General features: G+C 38.0%; 16 protein-coding genes. 14 read left to right on the top strand and 2 right to left on the bottom strand.

Annotated elements, in window-relative coordinates; genetic code table 11:
- The first annotated feature begins 243 nt into the window (after nt 1-243).
- The 5 genes from ACR30L_RS10540 (at nt 244) to ACR30L_RS10520 (ending at nt 7,468) form a co-directional block, all read left to right on the top strand.
- A complete protein-coding gene (locus ACR30L_RS10540) occupies nt 244-2,469 on the top strand; it encodes an ABC transporter permease subunit (RefSeq protein ID WP_435234215.1) in 2,226 nt (741 codons plus the stop codon).
- A 93-nt stretch (nt 2,470-2,562) separates the two neighbouring features.
- Entirely contained in the window at nt 2,563-4,224 is a 1,662-nt protein-coding gene (pstA, locus tag ACR30L_RS10535; RefSeq protein WP_435234214.1) for a phosphate ABC transporter permease PstA, read from the top strand.
- Nucleotides 4,225-4,253: 29 nt separating this feature from the next.
- Complete coding sequence (gene pstB, locus ACR30L_RS10530) at nt 4,254-5,066, top strand: phosphate ABC transporter ATP-binding protein PstB (RefSeq protein WP_435234213.1); 813 nt, start codon at nt 4,254-4,256, stop codon at nt 5,064-5,066.
- A 279-nt stretch (nt 5,067-5,345) separates the two neighbouring features.
- A complete protein-coding gene (gene phoU / locus ACR30L_RS10525) occupies nt 5,346-6,056 on the top strand; it encodes a phosphate signaling complex protein PhoU (RefSeq protein WP_435234212.1) in 711 nt (236 codons plus the stop codon).
- Between the two features lie 236 nt (nt 6,057-6,292).
- On the top strand, nt 6,293-7,468 hold the full coding sequence (locus ACR30L_RS10520) for an iron-containing alcohol dehydrogenase (protein WP_435234211.1): 1,176 nt from the start codon (nt 6,293-6,295) through the stop codon (nt 7,466-7,468).
- Nucleotides 7,469-7,575: 107 nt separating this feature from the next.
- Here ACR30L_RS10520 and ACR30L_RS10515 read toward each other — a convergent pair whose 3' ends face one another.
- Entirely contained in the window at nt 7,576-8,877 is a 1,302-nt protein-coding gene (locus ACR30L_RS10515) for a DEAD/DEAH box helicase (RefSeq protein WP_435234210.1), read from the bottom strand.
- Between the two features lie 267 nt (nt 8,878-9,144).
- Between ACR30L_RS10515 and ACR30L_RS10510 the strand changes: the two genes are divergently transcribed.
- The 4 genes from ACR30L_RS10510 (at nt 9,145) to ACR30L_RS10495 (ending at nt 13,919) form a co-directional block, all read left to right on the top strand.
- Nucleotides 9,145-10,851: a LytS/YhcK type 5TM receptor domain-containing protein gene (locus ACR30L_RS10510; protein ID WP_435234209.1), complete on the top strand. Its 1,707-nt coding sequence runs from the start codon at nt 9,145-9,147 to the stop codon at nt 10,849-10,851.
- Nucleotides 10,844-11,563 carry a two-component system response regulator BtsR gene (gene btsR, locus ACR30L_RS10505; RefSeq protein ID WP_435234208.1) on the top strand — a complete coding sequence of 240 codons (720 nt, stop codon included), beginning with the start codon at nt 10,844-10,846 and terminating at the stop codon, nt 11,561-11,563. The genes ACR30L_RS10510 and btsR overlap by 8 nt, the downstream gene beginning before the upstream one ends.
- A 184-nt stretch (nt 11,564-11,747) precedes the next feature.
- Nucleotides 11,748-13,232 carry a carbon starvation CstA family protein gene (locus ACR30L_RS10500; protein ID WP_435234207.1) on the top strand — a complete coding sequence of 495 codons (1,485 nt, stop codon included), beginning with the start codon at nt 11,748-11,750 and terminating at the stop codon, nt 13,230-13,232.
- A gap of 129 nt (nt 13,233-13,361) precedes the next feature.
- Complete coding sequence (locus ACR30L_RS10495; protein ID WP_435234206.1) at nt 13,362-13,919, top strand: DNA-3-methyladenine glycosylase I; 558 nt, start codon at nt 13,362-13,364, stop codon at nt 13,917-13,919.
- Nucleotide 13,920: 1 nt separating this feature from the next.
- Here the strand turns inward: ACR30L_RS10495 and ACR30L_RS10490 are convergent, their stop codons facing one another.
- On the bottom strand, nt 13,921-15,096 hold the full coding sequence (locus ACR30L_RS10490; protein ID WP_435234205.1) for an MFS transporter: 1,176 nt from the start codon (nt 15,094-15,096) through the stop codon (nt 13,921-13,923).
- Nucleotides 15,097-15,372: 276 nt separating this feature from the next.
- Between ACR30L_RS10490 and lpdA the strand changes: the two genes are divergently transcribed.
- From lpdA to ACR30L_RS10465, 5 genes are all read left to right on the top strand, one after another.
- Nucleotides 15,373-17,532 carry a dihydrolipoyl dehydrogenase gene (gene lpdA / locus ACR30L_RS10485; RefSeq protein WP_435234204.1) on the top strand — a complete coding sequence of 720 codons (2,160 nt, stop codon included), beginning with the start codon at nt 15,373-15,375 and terminating at the stop codon, nt 17,530-17,532.
- A gap of 87 nt (nt 17,533-17,619) precedes the next feature.
- Entirely contained in the window at nt 17,620-18,801 is a 1,182-nt protein-coding gene (locus ACR30L_RS10480) for an ABC transporter substrate-binding protein (protein ID WP_435234203.1), read from the top strand.
- Between the two features lie 11 nt (nt 18,802-18,812).
- Nucleotides 18,813-20,546, top strand: a complete 1,734-nt coding sequence (locus ACR30L_RS10475; protein WP_435234202.1) for an ABC transporter permease — start codon at nt 18,813-18,815, stop codon at nt 20,544-20,546.
- Nucleotides 20,506-21,138 (top strand): ATP-binding cassette domain-containing protein, encoded by a 633-nt coding sequence (locus ACR30L_RS10470; protein ID WP_435234201.1) that lies wholly within the window; start codon nt 20,506-20,508, stop codon nt 21,136-21,138. Before ACR30L_RS10475 ends, ACR30L_RS10470 begins: the two co-directional genes overlap by 41 nt.
- 18 nt (nt 21,139-21,156) lie before the next feature.
- Entirely contained in the window at nt 21,157-21,765 is a 609-nt protein-coding gene (locus ACR30L_RS10465; RefSeq protein ID WP_435234200.1) for a CDP-alcohol phosphatidyltransferase family protein, read from the top strand.
- Nucleotides 21,766-21,784 lie beyond the last annotated feature (19 nt).

Raw genomic sequence — 21,784 nt, 5'->3', positions numbered from 1 at the left:
CAGAGTATTTGTGACATCAAGGGTACAACCAATTAAATCAACTTTCGTTATGCACTAAATCACTTATCCTGTAATTATTTAACTGACATATTCCATGTGATTGGTGTGTCCCGCTACATTTTTAGTTTTTTTATATTTCCATCCTGAATATTTCCTGCTTTATTACAGTATTACGGTTAACTGTAATATTTCTGTCATATAACGAATTTATACTCTCTTCATTAATTATGTTGGAGATGGTAAATGGATCGTGAAATCGCGAATACGCTTGCAGCAAATAAAAAGCGTGTTATTAAAGATAAATTAGTCAAATATGGTATTACGAGTGGTGGGTCCTTAGTACTCGTTACTTTGTTGCTTATATTTGGCTATCTTTTATATGTAGTGATGCCAATTTTTGCACCGGTATCAATTGAGTTAAAGGAAGAGTTTACTCATCAAAATTCCAGTCAAGTTCTGGCATTAGGGTTAGATGAACAAAATGATGTAACTTATCAATTAACCGATGATGGCGACCTTACTTTTTATTCTTTACGTGAACAAGATTTAGGTGAAATCTTACTTGATAAAGTGATGCTTGAAGATAAAACCGCTTTCGCAAGATCATCTTCTACTACTGGTGCAATTATACTGGCGGATAGTAAAGGTGAAGCAGTTGTTTTTAAACCTAATTTCTCTACTTCCTATCCAGATGATGTCCGCGTGATTTCACCTAAGATTGATTATCCACTTGGCGATACGTTACTGACCATTGATCCTCAAGGCCAAAAAATTATATCTGTAGGGCTGGAATACAATGAAGAAGCTGCTGGTATTGCTGCGGTGACTGAAGACAATCGTGGTTTGTACATGTTGCTGACTGCAAATGTAAATATGATGACCGATGAAACTGAATGGGAAAATGAAGTGGTCGACTTACCGTCTTTCCCTGAACATGTGGATCAAATGTTATTGACACCTAATTTGAGAAACTTGTTTGTTTTATCGCATAATGATTTATTTGTTTATGATGTGTCTGATATTGATGATGTTGTTCTAAAAGAAAGTGTTGCTATCAATGCTAAAAATGCCGATGTAACAACAATTAGCTTATTGACGGGGGCGAGCTCTGTGATGGTTGGTAATTCTAATGGTGTTATTAGTCAATGGTTTGAAGTGCTAAAAGACGGTAAGCGTAATTTTACTTTTATTCGCGATTTTGAAGCAGGCAGTAAAGTGACTAATATCGTTCCGGAATTCTCACGTAAAGGTTTCTTAGTAACCGATGATAAAGGTGATTTATCAATTTATCATTCGACTGCACATACCCGTTTAATCAATCAAAATATATCTAATAATGATCATATTGTTACGGCTATTTCACCACGTGCTAATTCAGCTTTGGTAGCAGATGATAATAAAATTAGCTTGTTTAGTATTGATAATGAACATCCCGAAATTACCTGGTCTGCTTTATGGCAAAAGGTGTGGTACGAAGGTTATCCTAAACCAGAGTTTTTATGGCAGTCAACGTCAGCAAGTGATGATTTCGAAGCGAAGCTAAGCTTAATGCCGATTTCGTTCGGTACTATTAAAGCGGCATTCTATGCAATGTTATTTGCTGTGCCAATCGCCGTTGCTGGTGCAATTTATTCAGCTTACTTTATGTCCCCAGCTATTCGATCTTACGTAAAGCCTACCGTTGAAATAATGGAAGCATTACCGACTGTTATTTTAGGTTTCCTTGCGGGATTATGGCTTGCTCCGCTAGTAGAAAGTCATTTACCTGGTCTTATTCTATTGTTAATCAGTTTACCCTTAAGTGTGCTTGCAGCTGCCTTAATATGGAGTTCACTGCCTAAAAATATTAAAGATTCCACTCCGGAAGGGTATCAAGTACTGTTTTTGATTCCCGTTGTGTTAATTGCTGGCTATGCGTCAATGAGTCTAAGTAATTACTTAGAAATTTGGTTATTCGACGGTAATACACGTGTTTATTTAACCAATGAACTCGGTATTGATTTCGACCAACGTAACTCACTTATTGTGGGGATCGCGATGGGATTTGCGGTTATTCCAACTATTTATACCATTGCAGAAGACGCGGTATTTAGCGTACCAAAAAGTTTAACCATGGGCTCTCTCGCATTAGGAGCAACACCTTGGCAGACCCTTGCTAAAGTTGTTATTTTAACGGCGAGCCCTGGTATTTTTTCTGCAGTTATGATGGGACTTGGACGCGCGGTGGGTGAAACCATGATTGTGTTAATGGCAACGGGGAATACACCGATTATGGATTGGAATATTTTCGAGGGAATGCGTTCACTCTCGGCCAATATTGCCGTCGAAATGCCTGAAGCAGAAGTCGGTAGTTCACATTACCGTGTACTCTTCCTTGCAGCCTTTGTGCTATTTATCTTTACTTTCTTCTTTAACACGGTTGCAGAGTTTGTACGTCAGCGTTTAAGAGAAAAGTATTCAAGTTTGTAAAGCAGCAATTGCGAGCTGCGAGCTGCGAATTTCCTCGCGCGATGCTTGCAGCTAGTGGCTTTAGTTTATTTTAATTAATTAAAAGTGGTTTATATGATGGGTAAATGGTTTAAATCAGGTACGCCTTGGATTTGGATGACGGGAGGCGCGGTTAGTTTAAGTCTGATTGCGGTTGTTGGTCTGATTTTATTAATCGGTTGGCGTGGCTTAAGTTTCTTTTGGCCAAGTGAGATTTATGAGTTTGATATTGTTAACGAACAGGGACAACATGCTAACTTAATCGGTGAGATTTATGACAGTGAAACTGTTTTAAAACAACAATTAGTTGAAGCTGGTGTCACAGGTCTTGAAAATGAACCTGACGAACTGGAACGCTACCTGATTAAAGTGGGTAACCGTGAATTTGTTGATTTAGATTTCATGTGGGTGTTAGGTACTACGATTAAAGATGAGCGTTTAGCCGATGGCGTTGTTGTGTTTGAGCGTACTAAAAATGGTAACTTTTATGGTTACCTAACTGAAATCAAAGAAAATGGAGTAATTGTTTCTGATGATTCAACTTCTTTAATACAACAACTTAAACAACGTTTAGCGCGTACCATTGAGTTGAATGATAAAGAAGAAGATTTATTAACTGGTGATATCGGTGCAATTAACTATGAGTTAGATCGCATTCGTTTACATAAACGTAAAGCTGAACTTGATGGTGAATTAACCGCTGAAAGAATTGCAGACTTTGATAAACAAGCTGCTGATTTACATCAACAATACCTAGTTCTTGAAAAACAATTGTTTGATTATCGTAAAGAAGCAGATCGTGACAGTGTGACCGTTAAAGATATGCGTGGCCAAGATGTGACCTTATCAATGGCTGATATTTTAGATTTTTACCAACCTAATAATATGGGATTCTTTGAAAAAGTAGGGCATTGGTTCCATCAAGTTGCTAAATTTATTGTAGATGACCCACGCGAAGCAAATACGGAAGGTGGTGTATTTCCTGCTATTTTCGGCACCATTTTTATGGTGATGCTAATGGCTGTTATTGTGACGCCTTTTGGTGTTATCGCTGCTATTTATCTTCATGAATACGCAGGTAAAAATAATATTACAAAATTTATTCGTATATCCGTTATTAATCTTGCCGGTGTACCGTCGATTGTTTATGGCGTATTTGGTTTAGGTTTCTTTGTTTATATTATTGGTGGCAGTTTAGATGATATTTTCTATCCTGAAGCGTTACCTTCTCCGACATTTGGTACGCCAGGTGTTATGTGGTCTGCGCTAACCTTAGCAATACTGACCTTACCCGTTGTAATTGTTTCAACGGAAGAAGGATTAAGCCGTATTCCCAGTGCATTACGTGAAGGTTCGTTGGCTTTAGGTGCGACTAAATCAGAAACACTTTGGCGTATCGTTGTCCCGATGGCGAGTCCTGCGATTATGACCGGTTTAATTCTTGCGGTTGCACGTGCAGCAGGTGAGGTTGCTCCCTTAATGCTAGTGGGGGTCGTTAAATTAGCGCCTACACTGCCGCTTGATGGTAACTTCCCATTCTTTCATCTAGAGCGTAAGTTTATGCACCTTGGTTTCCATATCTATGATGTGGGTTTCCAGAGCCCAAATGTTGAAGCAGCACGACCTTTAGTTTATGCAACGTCGTTCTTGCTCGTTACCGTTATTGTTGGTTTGAATTTAGCGGCTATCGCAATTCGTAACAACTTAAGAGAAAAATACAGAGCATTAGAGCACTAATCTCTAAAGTCATAAAGTAGGATATATAAATGATTACATTACCAAATTCAAATTCGAAAACAGATCTGCTCGCTGATTTATCGCCAGAAGATACGGCTTTAGAAATTAAAAATTTAGATCTCTTTTACGGTACAAAACAAGCATTATTCGATGTCTCGATGAAAATCCCAAAGGGAAAAGTCACTGCATTTATCGGTCCATCAGGTTGTGGTAAATCGACACTTTTACGTTGTATCAACCGTATGAATGATTTAGTTGATATTTGTCGTGTTGATGGCAATATCGAGTTACAAGGCAATAATATTTACGATAAGTCCGTTGATGTTGCTGCGCTTCGTCGTCGTATTGGTATGGTATTTCAACGCCCAAATCCGTTCCCTAAATCAATTTACGAAAATGTTGTTTATGGATTGCGTTTACAGGGCGTGAAAGATCGTCGAACATTAGATGAAGCAGTAGAAACTTCATTACGTGGTGCTGCACTGTGGGACGAAGTTAAGGACCGTTTAAATGAAAACGCGTTTGGTTTGTCGGGTGGTCAGCAGCAACGTTTAGTTATTGCTCGGGCTATTGCGATCGGCCCAGAGGTATTATTGTTAGATGAGCCAACCTCGGCACTTGATCCTATTTCAACCTTAACTGTTGAAGAATTGATTACCGAGCTAAAACAAAAATTCACCGTGGTTATCGTTACCCATAATATGCAACAGGCTGCACGTGTGTCGGATCAAACTGCCTTTATGTATATGGGGAAACTGATTGAGTATTCCGATACCAATACGTTATTTACCACGCCTACGCAAAAACAAACTGAAGATTACATTACTGGCCGTTATGGTTAACATTTAAAAATTAAATCTAAATTTTTATGTGTTATACCAATTGTATTAAATATGTGATCTAAATTTTGCGCTGGAAAAATGGTTTAGTTTGAAGTGAAAGTTGCCACTACCGAGAGATTAACAAGTGAATCCTCTAACGTGAGAATTAATATAAAGACATTAATTCTTTAATGGTTGTTCCCTTAACGAAACTTTCAACAAAGAAATAAACTATTTTAACCAGCAAAATAGATCAACTAATTATTACGATTGGTAATATCAGTTACTAAGGAAAAAATAATGGAAAATATTAATACTAATCGCCATATTTCTGGTCAGTTTAATAATGAACTAGAAAATGTACGTAATCAGGTTATGCAAATGGGTGGCCTGGTTGAATTACAATTTACTAATGCATTGCATGCGATGGCTGAAGGCGATATTGAACTGGCTAAATCAATTATTGCAAAAGACGAAGAAGTTAATTTATTTGAGTCTAATGTTGATAAAGAGTGCTCTCGGATCATTGCGAAACGTCAGCCTACCGCAACGGATCTGCGTTTAATTCTTGCTATTATGAAATGCGTCAATGAATTAGAGCGTATTGGTGATTCTGTTGCTGGAATTGCCCGTATGATGGTTGAAAATAAAGAGCGTGAACCGATTCCTTCTTTAATTGGTTTAGAGAATATGGGACAAATTGTGCTTAAAATGATTCATGATTCATTGGATGCCTTTACGCGATTAGATATTGAATCTGCAATCGTGGTCCATCAGCAAGATAAAAAAGTAAATCGTCAATATAAAAGCCTTGTGCGTGAATTAATGACTTATATGATGGAAGATCCGCGTTCTATTCCCTTTGTACTCAGTGTATTAAATTCTGCGCATGCAATAGAACGAATTGGTGACCGTTGCCAAAATGTGTGTGAACTGGTGGTTTATTTAGTGAAGGGCATCGATGTGCGTCACGCAACGAAAGATGAAATGAATGCGCTCTTACCTAACTAATATTTGATAAAAGACGTTCATTATACAGGCCACTTTACGTGGTCTTTTTTATGGATGATTGTTTATCATATTCCTTTTAAATTCTGCGTCTATTGCCATTCTTCGACTCTTTAATCGAGATCAAATATTTGAGTTTTTAATGGCATATCTTAAACTAACTTATTGATTTTTATCTAGGGTGGAGGAAGATTGGTGCATCTTTCTTTTAACCCATAAAATTTATAAGGAATTAGCATATGAATATGTTTAAAATCCCAGAAAAAATCTACTTTGGCGAAAATGCACTTGATGCACTTAAAGAAGTCCAAGGCAAAAAAGCGATTATTGTGACTGGGGGGAGTTCCATGAAACGCTTTGGATTTATCGAACAAACTCAACGGTTGTTATCTGAATCGGGTATTCAATCTATTGTGTTTGAAGGTGTTGAACCAAACCCTTCTGTACAAACGGTAATCAAAGGTGCTGATATGATGACCAAATTCAATCCGGATTGGGTCATTGCTATTGGTGGTGGTTCTGCGCTCGATGCAGCTAAAATCATGTGGTGTTTCTACGAACATCCTGAACTTACTTTTGACCAAATTGTGCCAGTTGGTTCTATGCCTGCTTTGCGTAATAAAGCGAAATTTATTGCGATACCTTCCACCAGCGGTACCGCATCAGAAATAACTGCATTTTCGGTTATTACTGACCATGAAACACATATGAAATACCCAATCGTTTCACCACATATTGTGCCAGATGTTGCGATTATCGACCCAGCGTTACCGGCTAAAATGCCTGCCTATATTACTGCTAACACAGGGATGGATGTGATGACCCATGCCCTAGAAGCCTTTGTTTCTATTGCTGCGAATGACTACAGTGATCCATTGGCCATGCGTGCAGTTAAACTTGTTTTTAATAATATTGAAAATGCCTTTAATCAAGGTTCTGATATGCTCGCACGTGAAAATATGCATAATGCTTCAACACTTGCGGGAATGGCTTTTTCTAATGTGTCATTAGGACTTGCACATTCTTTAGCACATAAAATCGGTGGCGAGTTTGGTATCACGCATGGTTTAGCAAATGCGATTCTATTGCCGCATATTGTTAAATATAACAAACAATTTACCGATAAATATCAAGAGATTGAACAGTATATGGGATTTGATTGTCTTGAAGATGAACTACGTAAATTGAATGCAAAATTGGGTATTCCATTAACGTTAAAAGCGGTTACTGAAGTGGAAATTAAAGAAGAAGAGTATATGAAAGTACTTGATCGTATGAGTCAACATGCTTTTGAGGACCCTTGTACTTTAACTAATCCGGGTACACCGAGTGTCGAAGACATTAAAGAGATATATTCGAATGCCTATTTCCAAGAAACATTAATGCCAGAGGCGACTTATTTACATGCCGTTTAATGATTGAAAATGAGTCAATAGAAATAGGGTATATCCGTAAGTATTGAAGATGCAAAGTCACAAATTGAGTGGCTTTGCATCGGATATCGTAACGGGAAAAGCTGGCACTATCTTTTCTTGCGACGTTTTGCTTTTTCGCGACGAATAGCGGCTGGGGTATTTTCAGCTTTTTTACGCGCAACCATTTGGTTATGTTCTTGAGTGGCTTTATAGCGACTTTTTTTAAGCGGTTGTTCAGATTTTTGATTATATTGCGAAGGTAATTCTGCATTAAACTCGTAACCTGGATATACGATTTTTTCAAATTTACGGCCGATTAATTGCTCAATATTATCGAGGAATTGTGCATCCTTAGGGCTAACTAATGAAATTGCTTGTCCATTTCTACCTGCACGACCTGTACGACCGATTCGATGTACATAATCTTCTGCTAAAAAAGGAAGATGGAAATTAACAACGTAGGGTAAATCGGGTATATCAAGACCTCGCGCTGCGACATCCGTTGCGACTAATACACGCACGCTACCTTCAGTAAACTTTTGGATGGCTTGATTACGTGCGCCTTGTGTTTTATCTCCATGACAAACAGCGGCTTTTATCCCATCTAATTTTAATTCTTTTGCTAATAGGTTGGCACTTTCTTTGGTCCCAGCAAAAACCAGTATTTGTTTCCAATTTTTCACCCCAATTAGTTCAGATAACAGTTCACGTTTCCGTGTTTCAGATACCCAGTATACTTGTTGTTTCACTTTTCCTGATGTGGAGTTCTGCGGTGAAATATCTAATGTTTTCGGGGTCGTTAATAATTGCTTAGCTAGGGTTTTAACTTTATTTGAAAAGGTTGCAGAGAACATTAAGGTTTGATGTTTTTGTTTAACGACTTGCATTAATTTTTCAATATCTTGTAAAAAACCCATATCGAGCATACGGTCAGCTTCATCAAGAATAAGATATTTTACATGGGTAAGGTCAACATTTCTTAAGGTCAGGTGTTCAAGTAAACGCCCTGGAGTAGCGACTAAAATATCAACACCACTTTTCAGCAGTTTAGTTTGTGGACTCATATTACTACCACCAGCAACAACACCCGATGTTAAGGGTAAATATTCACTGTATTGAGCAACGTTTTTAGCAACTTGCGCTGCGAGCTCCCGTGTTGGTGTTAAAATTAACGCTTTAATCGTCGTGTTATTCGCAGTACTGGTGGTCACATTTTTAGCTAATAAATCAAGAATAGGTAGCGTAAATGCGGCTGTTTTTCCGGTACCTGTTTGCGCACTGGCAAGTAGATCATGGCCATTGCGAATAATCGGAATAGCCTGTTGTTGAATAGGTGTTAGATTTTTATATCCGCAGGCTTTTACTGCTTTTAATAACTCAGAAGATAAACCGATCGCATCAACACTCATTTAAATCACCAATTTTGATAAATACTAAAAAGCGCGAGTATATACTGATTAAAGTATAAGGTACATATCGCTAACCAAGGTCCGCTTGTATTTATGTCTGCGTAACGTGATATTGGATAACAGTTGTTAGTATTCTAAACCATATTTGTGTTCTTGATGACTGTTTTATTTTTCATAAAAGGGTACATTAGCGCTCTGCAGGAACAATGGATCTTTACGTTAAGAATCACAGTTATTGGTATTTTCTATTTAGTTTATTGAGATGTTATGGAATTAATTTTTTCTTTATTACAACAATTAAGTGTGTATGTTGTTATTGCTTATTTATTAAGTAAAACTCCCTTGTTTATGCCTATTACTACTGTGTCGGGGCATTTATCTCAGCGTATTGCTTGTTATATCTTATTTAGTTCCTTTTGTATTCTTGGTACTTATTTTGGGTTGGCAATAGAAAATGCTATTGCAAATACTCGTGCGATAGGTGCCGTGATGGGCGGATTGCTTGGTGGTCCGCTTGTTGGCTTAGCCGTTGGTTTTACTGGTGGTATTCATCGCTATACAATGGGCGGATTTACCGATGTTGCCTGCACATTCTCAACCACTGCAGAAGGATTGTTAGGGGGCTTAATACACAGTTATTATGTTCGCCGTGGACTTGTCGATAGAATATTTAAACCAAGTGTTGTCTATATCACCTTATTACTCGCTGAAATGATGCAAATGGTGATTATATTAATCGTCGCTAAACCCTTTGATCAGGCTTTACATTTAGTCCAAGCCATTGCTTTACCCATGATGATTGCTAATTCGCTTGGCGGGGCGATATTTATGAGTATGATCCAGGATCGCAAAGCCATTTATGAAAAATATTCTGCCGCATTTTCAAGTAAAGCCATGACCATTGCTGAACGTTCAGTTGGTATTCTTAATACTGGGTTTAATATTGAAAATACACAGAAAATTGCCCGTATTATTTATGAAGAGACCGGGGTGGGCGCTGTATCAATTACCGACAGAGAAAAAATACTCGCTTTTATTGGTATCGGCGATGACCATCATTTACCCGGTACACAGATTTCTTCTGATTACACTAAAGAAGCCATTGAAAAGGGGGAGTTGATTTATGCCGATGGTTATGAACTTTCATATCAATGTTCTATATCTGATAAATGCAAATTAGGCTCATCGCTGATTATCCCTTTACTTGATACTGAAGGGGTGGTGCTCGGTACGGTTAAATTGTATGAGCCAAAACAAAAGCTATTCTCCTCGGTCAATCGTAGTTTAGGAGAAGGACTGGCTAAATTACTGTCAAATCAAATTCTTGTTGGACGTTATACGGAACAGCAAACCCTCCTGACACAAGCCGAGTTACGTTTATTACAGGCACAAGTTAATCCTCATTTCTTATTTAACGCATTGAATACTATTAGTGCGATAATTCGTCGTGATCCTGATAAAGCACGCGAATTAATACAACATCTTTCTCAATTTTTTCGTCGTAATCTTAAAAGTAATATTAAAGCCGTCTCAATTAGTGAAGAACTTGCTCACATTCGCTCTTATCTTGAAGTAGAATTGGCGCGCTTTTCAGATCGGCTGGAAGTTAAATTTCTTGTTGATGATGAATTATTAGATGTCATCGTTCCGACTTTTACCTTACAACCCTTAGTAGAAAATGCAATTAAACATGGTACATCAAATTTATTGGAAAATGGTGTTATTGAAATTCGTGGTTGTATTAAAAACCAACTTGGCAAATCTCTGGTACATTTAGCCGTGGTCGATAATGCCGGTACATATTCCCCCAAAGACGAAATTACAGGTTTAGGATTGCAAATAGTGGATAAACGTTTAAAAAATCGATTTGGTGAGTTTTATGGTTTAACAATGTCCTGTGAGCCGGGGATTTCGACAACGGCAACATTAATATTTCCCTATATAAAGCCTACACAGGAGAAAAAAGATGTTTAAAGCAATTGTCATTGACGATGAAGCTTATGCACGAGAAGAGCTTATTGAATTATTGAATGAGTCGGGTGAGTTTGAAATTATAGCAGATTGCAGTAATGCGATTACCGGCTTGCAAAAGGTTAATTGCTTAAAACCCGATGTAATATTTTTAGATATTCAAATGCCACAAATAAGTGGGTTAGAGATGCTCAGTATGCTCGATCCTGACACCATGCCACAGGTTGTGTTTGTTACCGCCTATGATGAATACGCATTAAAGGCTTTTGAAGATAATGCCTTTGATTATATTTTAAAACCCGTTGAAACATCACGCTTAAATAAAACAATAGAACGGCTTAAAGCAACACTTAAACCAGTGGATTATAGACCCATGATGCACCATCATTTAGAACTTATTCCCTGTGCTGGTTTTAATCGATTTCTATTATTAAAACCACAGGAAATAGAAATGGCATATTCGGATCAATCGGGTGTGCATGTGGTGAGTGATAATTCTGACGCTCATCATAGTTGTTCGTTAAGTTTAAAAGTACTGGAAGAAAAAACGGATTTAATTCGTTGCCATCGTCAGTATTTAGTCAACCCATCTACGATCAGAGAAATTAAATTACTGGATAATGGCCTAGCCGAAATTATCACGACGAATGGGGCTGTCGCGCCCGTTAGCCGCCGTTTTTTGAAGGAATTAAAAGAACGATTTTCACTTTCGTAATCCTCTGCAAAACCATTTAATTGAGTTTTCGACCGCTTAATTCTCTATATGACCACTCATTCTATTAACTAATGATCTTGCTATGGATAAGCGTAAGGTGCTAACCATAGCAGTTAAATAAGATGTTACTCTGCATCGACATAAGCTGTTAACCCCTATAATTAGATGAAGAGAGGTAACTATTATGCTTTGGTTTTTATTTTGTGTGGCACTATTAATCGGTGGATATTTTATCTACGGTTCAGTTGTTGAAAAAGTGTTTGGTATTAAAACTGAACGAACAACCCCCGCCTACAGTAAAGGCGACGGTGTCGATTATGTCCCAATGGAAAAGAAAAAAGTATATCTTGTTCAGTTACTTAATATTGCTGGCGTTGGCCCTATCTTCGGTCCAATTATGGGGGCGTTATACGGTCCTGCTGCTATGTTATGGATTGTTATCGGTTGTATTTTTGCCGGTGCAGTTCATGACTACTTCTCGGGTATGTTATCAATTCGTAATGGCGGTGCTTCCGTGCCAAGTATTACGGGTAAATATTTAGGTAATGGTGCAAAACATTTTATGAATGTATTTGCCTTAGTGCTTTTACTCTTGGTCGGTGTGGTATTCGTTTCTGCTCCTGCAAGTATGATCACAACGCTTATTAATGATAAAACAGACTTTGTTATGCCGTTAATTGGGATGGTTGGTATTATCTTTACTTATTATGTTGTGGCAACGATTGTGCCTATCGATAAAATAATTGGTCGTTTCTACCCATTATTTGGTGCGTTACTTGTATTTATGTCCGTTGGTCTGATTGCTGCGTTGATGATTTCAAGCGAACATACGTTACTTGGTGACTATGAATTAATGGATATGTTTAAAAATTTAAACCCGAATGATATGCCACTTTGGCCTGGTCTATTTATCACCATTGCCTGCGGTGCTATCTCTGGTTTCCATGCAACACAATCACCTTTAATGGCACGTTGTATTGAAAATGAAAGTAATGGCCGTTTTGTCTTCTTCGGTGCCATGATTGGAGAAGGTGTTATCGCGTTAATTTGGTGTGCGTTAGCATTATCATTCTTTGGCTCTATGGATGCATTATCTGCGGCAGTGAGTGCTGGTGGCCCTGGTGCAATTGTTTATAACACATCAATTGGTCTACTAGGTGGATTTGGCGGTATCATCGCTTTCCTTGGTGTGGTTATTTTACCTATCACGTCTGGCGATACTGCATTCCGTTCAAGCCGTTTAATCCTTGCTGAATACTTTGGTATGGAACAAAAAACAATGCGTAACCGTTTAATGATGGCATTACCTTTATTTGTTCTTGGTGCTATCTTAACGCAAGTTGATTTCGGTATTATCTGGCGTTACTTTGGTTTTGCTAACCAAACAACGGCAGTGATGATGTTATGGACTGCATCAGCTTACTTACTTCGTCATAATAAATTCCATTGGATCACGACTGTTCCTGCGATGTTTATGACAACCGTTTGTATTACTTTCATTCTTAATAGCAGTCAACTTGGCTTTGGTCTATCAATGGATGTTTCTACCGTAGTTGGTATCTTAGGTACGCTAATGGCAACAACGTATGTTATTAAACGTTCTAAAGGTCACTTTATTGCAGATGAAGCAGTCGAAGCTAAATCCGCGAAACAAGTCGAGGTTAATTAATAATAATTTTCATAGTTGTTCCACTTTAGGGTTATTCAGTCATGGATAGCCCTTTTTTATGGGTAGTATATTCAATCGGTTATGGGGTATATTGTTTTTATTATCAATGAATAAGTGGTTGAGGTTGTAATGATAAAACGATGTACATGGTGTGGTGACGATCCTTTATATGTTGAATACCATGATAAGGAATGGGGCGTGCCCGTTAAAGATGATCAACTACTTTTCGAATTTCTTGTGCTTGAAGGTGCGCAAGCGGGGTTGAATTGGTTAACTATTTTAAGAAAGCGTGAAAATTATCGACAGGCTTTTTCAGGCTTTGATTATGTTAAAGTCGCTAATTATGATGATAAAGATATTGAACGGTTACTTAATGATGCTGGTATTGTTCGTAATAAGCTCAAAATTCAATCTGCTATTAAAAATGCGCGTGGTGTTATTGAGATTCAAAAAGAGCTCGGTTCATTAAGTGATTATTTATGGGGATTTGTTAATCACACGCCCATTAAAAATCATTGGCAATCTAATCAAGATATCCCGGCAAAAACTGATATTTCAGAACAGATGAGCAAAGCGTTAAAGAAACGAGGTTTTAATTTTGTTGGCCCAACAATTTGCTATGCTTTTATGCAAGCAGTTGGCATGGTTAACGATCATACAACGGATTGTTTTTGTTATTATCGATGACTTAAGGGACAGAGTTAAAACCATTAATAATCGCGATCACGCTAATCATTGCAAATATCATGATCACTAGTCCTAAATGCCAAGCGTGGTTGATGCCTAAGCTCATTAATAGCATACTTAACAAAGACGATATAATCATTTGTCCTGCACCTGATACTGCAGCCGCTGACCCCGCTTTTTTCTGGTAAGGCATTAATAATTGTGTTTGTGCACAGGGCAGTGCCAGTCCATTTCCCATTGTCAGAAAAAATTGTCCTAACATCATTGCCAATGGTGTTGCAGGACAAAAAATAAGCCAAAGACCCGCTGAACTATGCAATATTGGCGCAATAAACAGTGTTTTTTTAATGCCTATCTTGGGCCTAATACGATTAGATAAAGAACTCCCTGTTAGTAAGCCAAAGGCTGGTATTAATGCCCAGAGCGCATATTGATCAGAACTCATCCCAATTTCTATCTGCATAATAAAGGGCATCATTGAAATAGTTAGCACAACCAAACTAAAATTTAACCAGCCAATTGTTGCGAAACTAATAAAATAGCGGGATCTTAAGAACTGAGAATAGGTAATAAGAATATGTGTTAAGTTTGGCACTTTTTCTTTTTGCGGTAAGGTTTCTTTGAATATAAAAAATAATAATGTAAACACAATGGCAATATATGAGAACAGTGAAACAAAGACGGCATACCAACCCAGATAATGATTAATAAATCCGCCTAGCACCGGTGCGATAATGGGGGTAAATGATGCCACGATGGTTAACCATGATAATGCTTGTGCAAGCTCATCATGTTGATAGGAATCTCTTAAGGAAGCACGTGCTAAGACAGCACAACAACCAGCCCCTAATCCTTGTACAAATCGGCCCAGTGTTAATAACCCAAATGAATCATTTCCGCATAATACAATCGTTAATCCCAATAAAGTGAGTGATAAACCCGTTAATAAAATCGGTTTACGGCCAATTGCATCGGAAATGGGGCCGTAAATTAATTGTGAGGGGCCAAAGCCCAATAAATAAAATGAAATAAGTTTTTGTGCATCTTCAGCAGAAATATTTAACGATAAAGCAATCCAAGGGAGAGAGGGAAAAACAAGGCCCATGCTAAATTGTCCTATACTAACCACTAGGCTAGCAATAAGTACTGGGGTCCAGTTGAATGATGTCGACGCCATGAAGATTAATTACCTTCTAAAATGTATGAAATAGTCTTATTTAGTTTAATTATTTTGTTGAGCAGGGGAAAAATAAATTATACGCGAGATAAGGTTGAGTAGATACATTGAAAGGGGGTATTTTGTTGACGTGAATGTCGGTTAAATTTAAAAAATTAGGGCGGGGTTAATTAACTTTTAGTTATAAAAATATTAATTTTAAAAAGTTTTTTGAAATAAATATGCTTACCTATGGGTCTTTAACTTTAATAATACGAATATTTATAAGGAAAAAACGTGAAAGCATTAGACAAAAAGAAAATATTTATTTTAACCGCACTTATTATTGTTATAGGTGTTTGGTTTAGCTTTGACCTTGGGCAGTATTTTACGCTTGATCAAGCTAAACATTTACAAATTTCGCTTAAGGACAGCATTGAGCAACAACCCATTTTATCCAGTGTGATTTTCTTCAGTATTTATATTGTTGCAACGGCGCTTTCATTACCTGGTGCAGCTATCTTGACATTACTAGGAGCTGCATTGTTTGGATTCTGGTGGAGTTTATTATTAGTGTCTTTTGCTAGTTCTATTGGTGCAACGCTTGCGTTTTTAATCAGTCGCACTATTTTACGTGACTGGGTACAACGCAAATTTGGCGATAGATTGGCTCCCATCAATGAAGGCATTAAAAAAGATGGCGGACTTTATCTGTTTACGCTGCGCTTGATCCCCGTTTTTCCATTCTTTTTGGTTAATTTATTAATGGGTTTAACACCACTAAAAACACGTACTTATTATTTAGTTAGTCAAATCGGTATGTTAGCAGGCACCGTTGTGTATCTAAATGCTGGCACACAATTGGCTAATATTGAATCCCTAAGCGGAATTGTTTCTGCACCCGTACTTATTTCTTTCGCACTACTTGGAGTTTTTCCTATGATCGCAAAATATTTTATTAACCTTGTTAATCGTGGCCGTGTATATAAAGGCTGGAATCGTCCAGCATCATTTGACCAAAACATGGTTGTTATCGGTGCAGGTTCGGGTGGTTTGGTGAGCTCTTATATTGCAGCTGCAGTTAAAGCTGAAGTCACATTAATCGAACGTGAAAAAATGGGAGGGGATTGTTTGAACACGGGTTGTGTACCGTCTAAAGCAATTATTCGTGCAGCACATGCGATGTCTGAAATATCGCGTGCATCTGAGTTTGGTATTCATGTTGATAAACCGTCCGTTGATTTTGAACAGGTAATGTCTCGTATCCATAATGTTATCGCTAAAATTGAACCACATGACTCAGTTGAGCGTTATTCAAAAATTGGAGTGAATTGTGTGACGGGCAGCGCGACGATCAAATCACCATGGGAAGTTGAAGTTAACGGTAAAACCATTACCACTCGTAATATTGTGATTGCAACGGGTGCGCGACCATTAGTGCCTAAGATACCTGGATTGGATGAAGTAGATTATCTAACATCGGATTCAATTTGGTCGCTAAAAGAACAACCTAAACGTTTATTGGTCTTAGGTGGTGGAGCGATTGGCTGTGAGTTAGCACAAAGTTTTGGTCGACTAGGCAGTGATGTGACGTTGGTAGAAATGGCAGATCAGTTATTAATCCGTGAAGATAAAGATGCGGCAGAGCTTGTATTTAATAGTATGAATCATGACGGTGTAAAAGTTTTATTAAGTCATCGTGCTACGAAATTTGAGTCTGTTTCCGATGAAAATGGTGACCGCATTCAACGTGTTTATTTAGATCTTAATGGTGAAGAAGTTATCGTAGAGTTTGACGCGGTTATGTTAGCGTTAGGCCGTGTTGCGAATGTACAAGGTTTTGGGTTAGAGGAACTTGGTATTACAACGACTCAGCGTGGAACCGTTGAAGTAAACGAATATTTACAAACACAATATCCAAATATTTTTGCCGTTGGTGATGTTGCTGGTCCATTCCAATTAACTCATGCTGCTGCGCACCAAGCTTGGTATGCTGCTGTAAATGGTTTATTTGGTAAATTTAAAAAATTCAAAGTTGATTATTCCGTGTTACCGGCTGCTACGTATACTTCTCCTGAAGTTGCTCGTGTAGGTATCAATGAAAAAGAAGCGATTGAGAAGGGCATAGATTACGATATCGTAACCTACGGTATTGATGACCTTGACCGTGCTATTACGGATGGTGAAGATCATGGTTTCATTAAAGTGATTACACCGAAAGGGAAAGACAAAATATTAGGTGCAACAATTGTAGGTAATAATGCTGGGGAATTATTGGCTGAATTTACATTGGCAATGCGTCATGGACTTGGGTTGAATAAAATTTTAGCAACTATTCACCCCTATCCAACAATGAGTGAAGCGGTTAAATACACTGCAGGTGTGTGGCGTCAAGCAAATGCGCCAACAAAACTGTTAGAATGGGTTGCCAAATACCATAAATGGATGCGTAAATAAGTCAATAATAAGGGGGAAGTTGATTTCCGAAGATCAATTTCTCCCTTTTGTTTTGCTTTAATTCAATAATGTTAGATAGGATCGTTAATGAAAAAAATAATTCTCACTTGTGCACTTGCTGTTGCGACCCATTTTTTACCGGTTTCTTTAGCTAACGCATCTGATACGTTAGATAATTGGCAGCAAACACTAGATAAGGCGCGAGGACAAACGGTTTATTTTAATGCTTGGGGCGGAAGCCAACCTATTAATGATTATTTACGTTGGGCAAATAAACGTTTACAAGCTGATTATGGAGTTACTTTAAAGCACGTTAAAGTCGCTGATATTGCTGAAACGACACAGCGTATTCTTGCTGAAAAAGTAGCAGGTAAATCAACGGAAGGGAGTGTTGATTTAGTTTGGATAAATGGTGAAAACTTCCGTTCGATGAAACAAAATGACTTATTGTTTGGGCCATTTACCGAAACATTGCCTAACTGGAAATTGGTTGATAAAACACTCCCCATTGATAATGACTTTACTGAACCGACGGAAGGATTAGAAGCTCCCTGGGGAGTCGGTCAATTGGTGTATATTTATGATACACAGACATTAAAAAATCCACCGAAGGATTTCACGGGTTTATTGGCATTAGCAAAACGTAATCCAGGAAAAATTACTTATCCTCAACCACCAGAGTTTCACGGGACGAGCTTTCTTAAATCGGCTTTACTTGAATTAACTAATGATAAGAGTGAACTATACCTCCCAATTGACCCTGCCACAGAAAAAGAAAAATTTAATAGCATTACAGCTCCATTATGGAATTATTTGGATCAATTACACGCTGTCGCATGGAATAAAGGTCAACGTTTTCCCTCAGGAACTAGTGAAACGGTACAATTACTAGATGATCGTCAATTATTGATGGCGATTACATTTAATCCGAATGCAGCAAAGGCTGCGATAGAACACGGTAAATTGGTTGAAACGGCTCAAACCTATGCGTTTGACCAAGGTGCATTATCAAATATTCACTTTATGGGTATTCCATGGAACTCATCTGCGAAGGAAGGTGCGTTAGTTGCAATTAATTTTTTGTTAAGTGTCGAAGCGCAACGTCGTAAAGCCGATGATAGTATTTGGGGTGATCCATCGGTATTAAGTGCGAAGGCACTATCTGAATCGGGTAAACAACCCTTTAAACTTTATAAATCACTTTCTGAGCCGCATCCTAGTTGGGGTCCTGCTTTACAATTTGAATGGCAAAAACGCTACGCTAAGTAAATGGTAATTCTATGATTAAACGGCTTTATTTTGTGACATTGATGATTTGTGCAATACCTTTTATTCCGGGTATTTTAGGATTAATTATTCCTGCACTTTCTTGGTTACCTTCTCTTGGTATGCATACGCCAAGTTTGGCTGCCTTTTCAGTTGTCGCAGATTGGCCAGGTTTGCTTCATTCTATTGTACTGACATTGACCACCGGTTTGGGGAGTACGGCACTAGCCACTTTATTGTGCTTTGTGATAATTAAACAATATTGGAATTCACTTTATTGGCAACGCATCGAGTTATCACTTTCACCTATGCTGGCGATTCCTCATATTGCTTTTGCAATCGGCTTTTCTTTCACGTTTTCTTCAACGGGTTGGTTATTTCGTTTATTAGAATCATGGGGATTTGAAACTCAAGGGTTATTTAGCATCATTAAGGATCAATATGGGATTGGCTTAATGATAGCCTTAGCAATTAAAGAATTACCTTTTTTATTGTTAATGAGTGTGGCAGTACTACAACAGATCAAAGTGAAACAACTTTTGGCAGTTTCATCTGGATTAGGGTATAGCGAAAAAGAAGGGTGGTTAAAGGTTATTTTACCGCAATGGTTACCCGCAATGAGGTTGCCTATTTTTGCAGTTGCCGCTTATGGGACATCTGTCGTTGATGTTGCGTTAATTCTAGGGCCATCTCGCCCAGCGACATTAGCTGTACAAGTTTGGCAATGGTTTAACGATCCTGATTTATCGCTTTTACCACGTGCCGCAGTCGGCGCGATGACGATTCTAGCTGTCTCACTATTTGTGTTATCGGTTATTCGTACATTAGAGTGGTTTACATTGCAGCATTGTCGACAGTGGCAAATTGCAGGCGCTTTGCGAAATACAACCCAATCTAGCATTGCCAACATGGTGAGAAAGTATAATTATGTGTTGTATTTACCTCTCATGATTGTTTCTATTGCTGTTATTCCATTATTATTTATTTGGTCATTTGCCCAGCGATGGCGTTTTCCCGATTTATTCCCAAGTAGCTTTAGTTTACGGTTTTGGGAACAAGAGCTGATGTCTTTATTTGAACTGTCATTTAATAGTATTAGTTTGGCATTAGTCAGCAGTTTTTTTGCACTTGCGATGGTTATTATTTGTCTTGAATATCGCCAAAAGTTTAATAAATCCTTACCTAGTTGGTTAATTGCTTTTCCACTTATTCTGCCACAATTATCATTACTATTTGGTCTACAGATTAGTACCTATTTTGTTAATGGAGATTTTTATTGGTTATGGGTTGCTTGGAGTCATTTGTTTTTTGTTTTTCCCTATTTATATTTAGCCTTAGATGGACCGTGGAAAAATTATGATGTTCGACTGGATCAATCTGCACGTAGTCTTGGATTAACGGGATGGGAAACATGGTGGCGTGTTAAATGGCCATTATTATTACCGGCTATTCTATTAGGGTTAGCTGTTGGGATAAGTACCAGCCTGGCGCAGTATCTTCCAACCCAAATGCTTGGTGCAGGACGAATATCAACTATAACGACGGAAGCGGTTGCCTTAGCCAGTGGTCAAGATAGACGTGTAACCGCTGTATATGGGTTGTTACAAGGCTTATTACCACTTATATTTTTCACATTAGCAATATTTAGTAGTCGTTATTTTAGTTATTGTAAACGAAAGCCAATGTCACAAAGGAGCACCACCGAGGATGAACTTAGTTATCAACCACCTCACTATCAAAAGTCCTGAACAGCATTTATTTGATGATGTTTGCATTAATGTTGAACCAGGCGAAGTGGTCACCTTAATGGGCCCAAGTGGTTGTGGTAAATCGACACTGTTAAGTGTGATTGCTGGTCATTTAAGCCCTGTTTTTTCAATTAGCGGATCAATTACATTAAATAATATAAATGTATTAAATTTAGCACCGGATCAGCGTCGTATTGGAATTTTGTTTCAAGATGATTTGTTATTTCCCCATCTCAATGTGTGGGAAAATTTAGCTTTTGCATTACCTAAAACAATTACCGGATCACAACGTAAAATGGAAGCATTATCGACACTTCAACGTATTGGATTAGATGACTTAGCCGATAAGATGCCTGCACATATTTCAGGTGGGCAACGTGCCCGTATTAGCTTAATGAGAATGTTGTTATCAAAACCTTGTGCTGTTTTACTCGATGAGCCTTTCAGTAAATTAGATAAAGTCTTACGGGAAGAATTTAGAGAATTTGTGTTTAATCAAATCAAAAAACAAAATGTGCCTGCGTTGATGGTGACCCATGACGATGCAGACATTCCAGCTGGCACTGCCGCGCTTCATTGGCCGTGGCACTAATTTTTATTGGAGAGCATTATGTTAGATAGATATGCGATTAACATTATTCGATCGCCTTTAAAGTTAATGTCAGATTTATTAGATGGGCAAAAAATAACAGCAAATCACGTTACAGTAACGGGTTTCTTTATTGGTTTATTCGCTTTACCAATGATTGCTTTACAATGGTATTGGTGGGGACTTTTCTTTATCGTTATTAACCGTATTTTTGACGGTCTTGATGGGGCTGTAGCAAGACGGCAGGGAATAACAGATTGTGGTGGATTTTTAGATATTACCTTAGATTTTTTATTTTATTCTATGGTTCCCTTTGCCTTTGTATTGAGTGATCCTGATTCGAATGCGGTTGCTGGTGCTTTCTTAATTTTTTCCTTTATCGGGACGGGAGCTAGCTTTTTATCATTCGCAGTGATGGCTGGAAAACGTAATATTGAAAGTCCAGTTTATAAGCAAAAGTCGTTATATTATATTGGTGGGTTAATGGAAGGGACTGAGACTATTGCTTGTTTTGTTTTGTTTTGTTTGTTTCCAGATTATTTTGCGCCGATTGCATGGATATTTGGAACGTTATGTTGGTTAACGACGGCAACCCGTATTTGGGCTGGCTACCATACACTTAAGGATTAACTTTATAATATTTAACGAT

This window comes from Psychromonas saccharinae (assembly GCF_051201515.1).
Classification (GTDB): Bacteria; Pseudomonadota; Gammaproteobacteria; order Enterobacterales; family Psychromonadaceae; genus Psychromonas.
Note: the sequence above shows the minus strand (reverse complement) of the source record. Positions and strands in the feature narration are given on the sequence as shown.

Excerpts from the sequence above, each read along its gene's own strand:
- ACR30L_RS10540 (WP_435234215.1), top strand. The coding sequence starts at position 244 with ATGGATCGTGAAATCGCGAATACGCTTGCAGCAAATAAAAAGCGTGTT.
- pstA (WP_435234214.1), top strand. The coding sequence starts at position 2,563 with ATGATGGGTAAATGGTTTAAATCAGGTACGCCTTGGATTTGGATGACG.
- pstB (WP_435234213.1), top strand. The coding sequence starts at position 4,254 with ATGATTACATTACCAAATTCAAATTCGAAAACAGATCTGCTCGCTGAT.
- phoU (WP_435234212.1), top strand. The coding sequence starts at position 5,346 with ATGGAAAATATTAATACTAATCGCCATATTTCTGGTCAGTTTAATAAT.
- ACR30L_RS10520 (WP_435234211.1), top strand. The coding sequence starts at position 6,293 with ATGAATATGTTTAAAATCCCAGAAAAAATCTACTTTGGCGAAAATGCA.
- ACR30L_RS10515 (WP_435234210.1), bottom strand. The coding sequence starts at position 8,877 with ATGAGTGTTGATGCGATCGGTTTATCTTCTGAGTTATTAAAAGCAGTA.
- ACR30L_RS10510 (WP_435234209.1), top strand. The coding sequence starts at position 9,145 with ATGGAATTAATTTTTTCTTTATTACAACAATTAAGTGTGTATGTTGTT.
- btsR (WP_435234208.1), top strand. The coding sequence starts at position 10,844 with ATGTTTAAAGCAATTGTCATTGACGATGAAGCTTATGCACGAGAAGAG.
- ACR30L_RS10500 (WP_435234207.1), top strand. The coding sequence starts at position 11,748 with ATGCTTTGGTTTTTATTTTGTGTGGCACTATTAATCGGTGGATATTTT.
- ACR30L_RS10495 (WP_435234206.1), top strand. The coding sequence starts at position 13,362 with ATGATAAAACGATGTACATGGTGTGGTGACGATCCTTTATATGTTGAA.
- ACR30L_RS10490 (WP_435234205.1), bottom strand. The coding sequence starts at position 15,096 with ATGGCGTCGACATCATTCAACTGGACCCCAGTACTTATTGCTAGCCTA.
- ACR30L_RS10480 (WP_435234203.1), top strand. The coding sequence starts at position 17,620 with ATGAAAAAAATAATTCTCACTTGTGCACTTGCTGTTGCGACCCATTTT.
- ACR30L_RS10475 (WP_435234202.1), top strand. The coding sequence starts at position 18,813 with ATGATTAAACGGCTTTATTTTGTGACATTGATGATTTGTGCAATACCT.
- ACR30L_RS10470 (WP_435234201.1), top strand. The coding sequence starts at position 20,506 with ATGAACTTAGTTATCAACCACCTCACTATCAAAAGTCCTGAACAGCAT.
- ACR30L_RS10465 (WP_435234200.1), top strand. The coding sequence starts at position 21,157 with ATGTTAGATAGATATGCGATTAACATTATTCGATCGCCTTTAAAGTTA.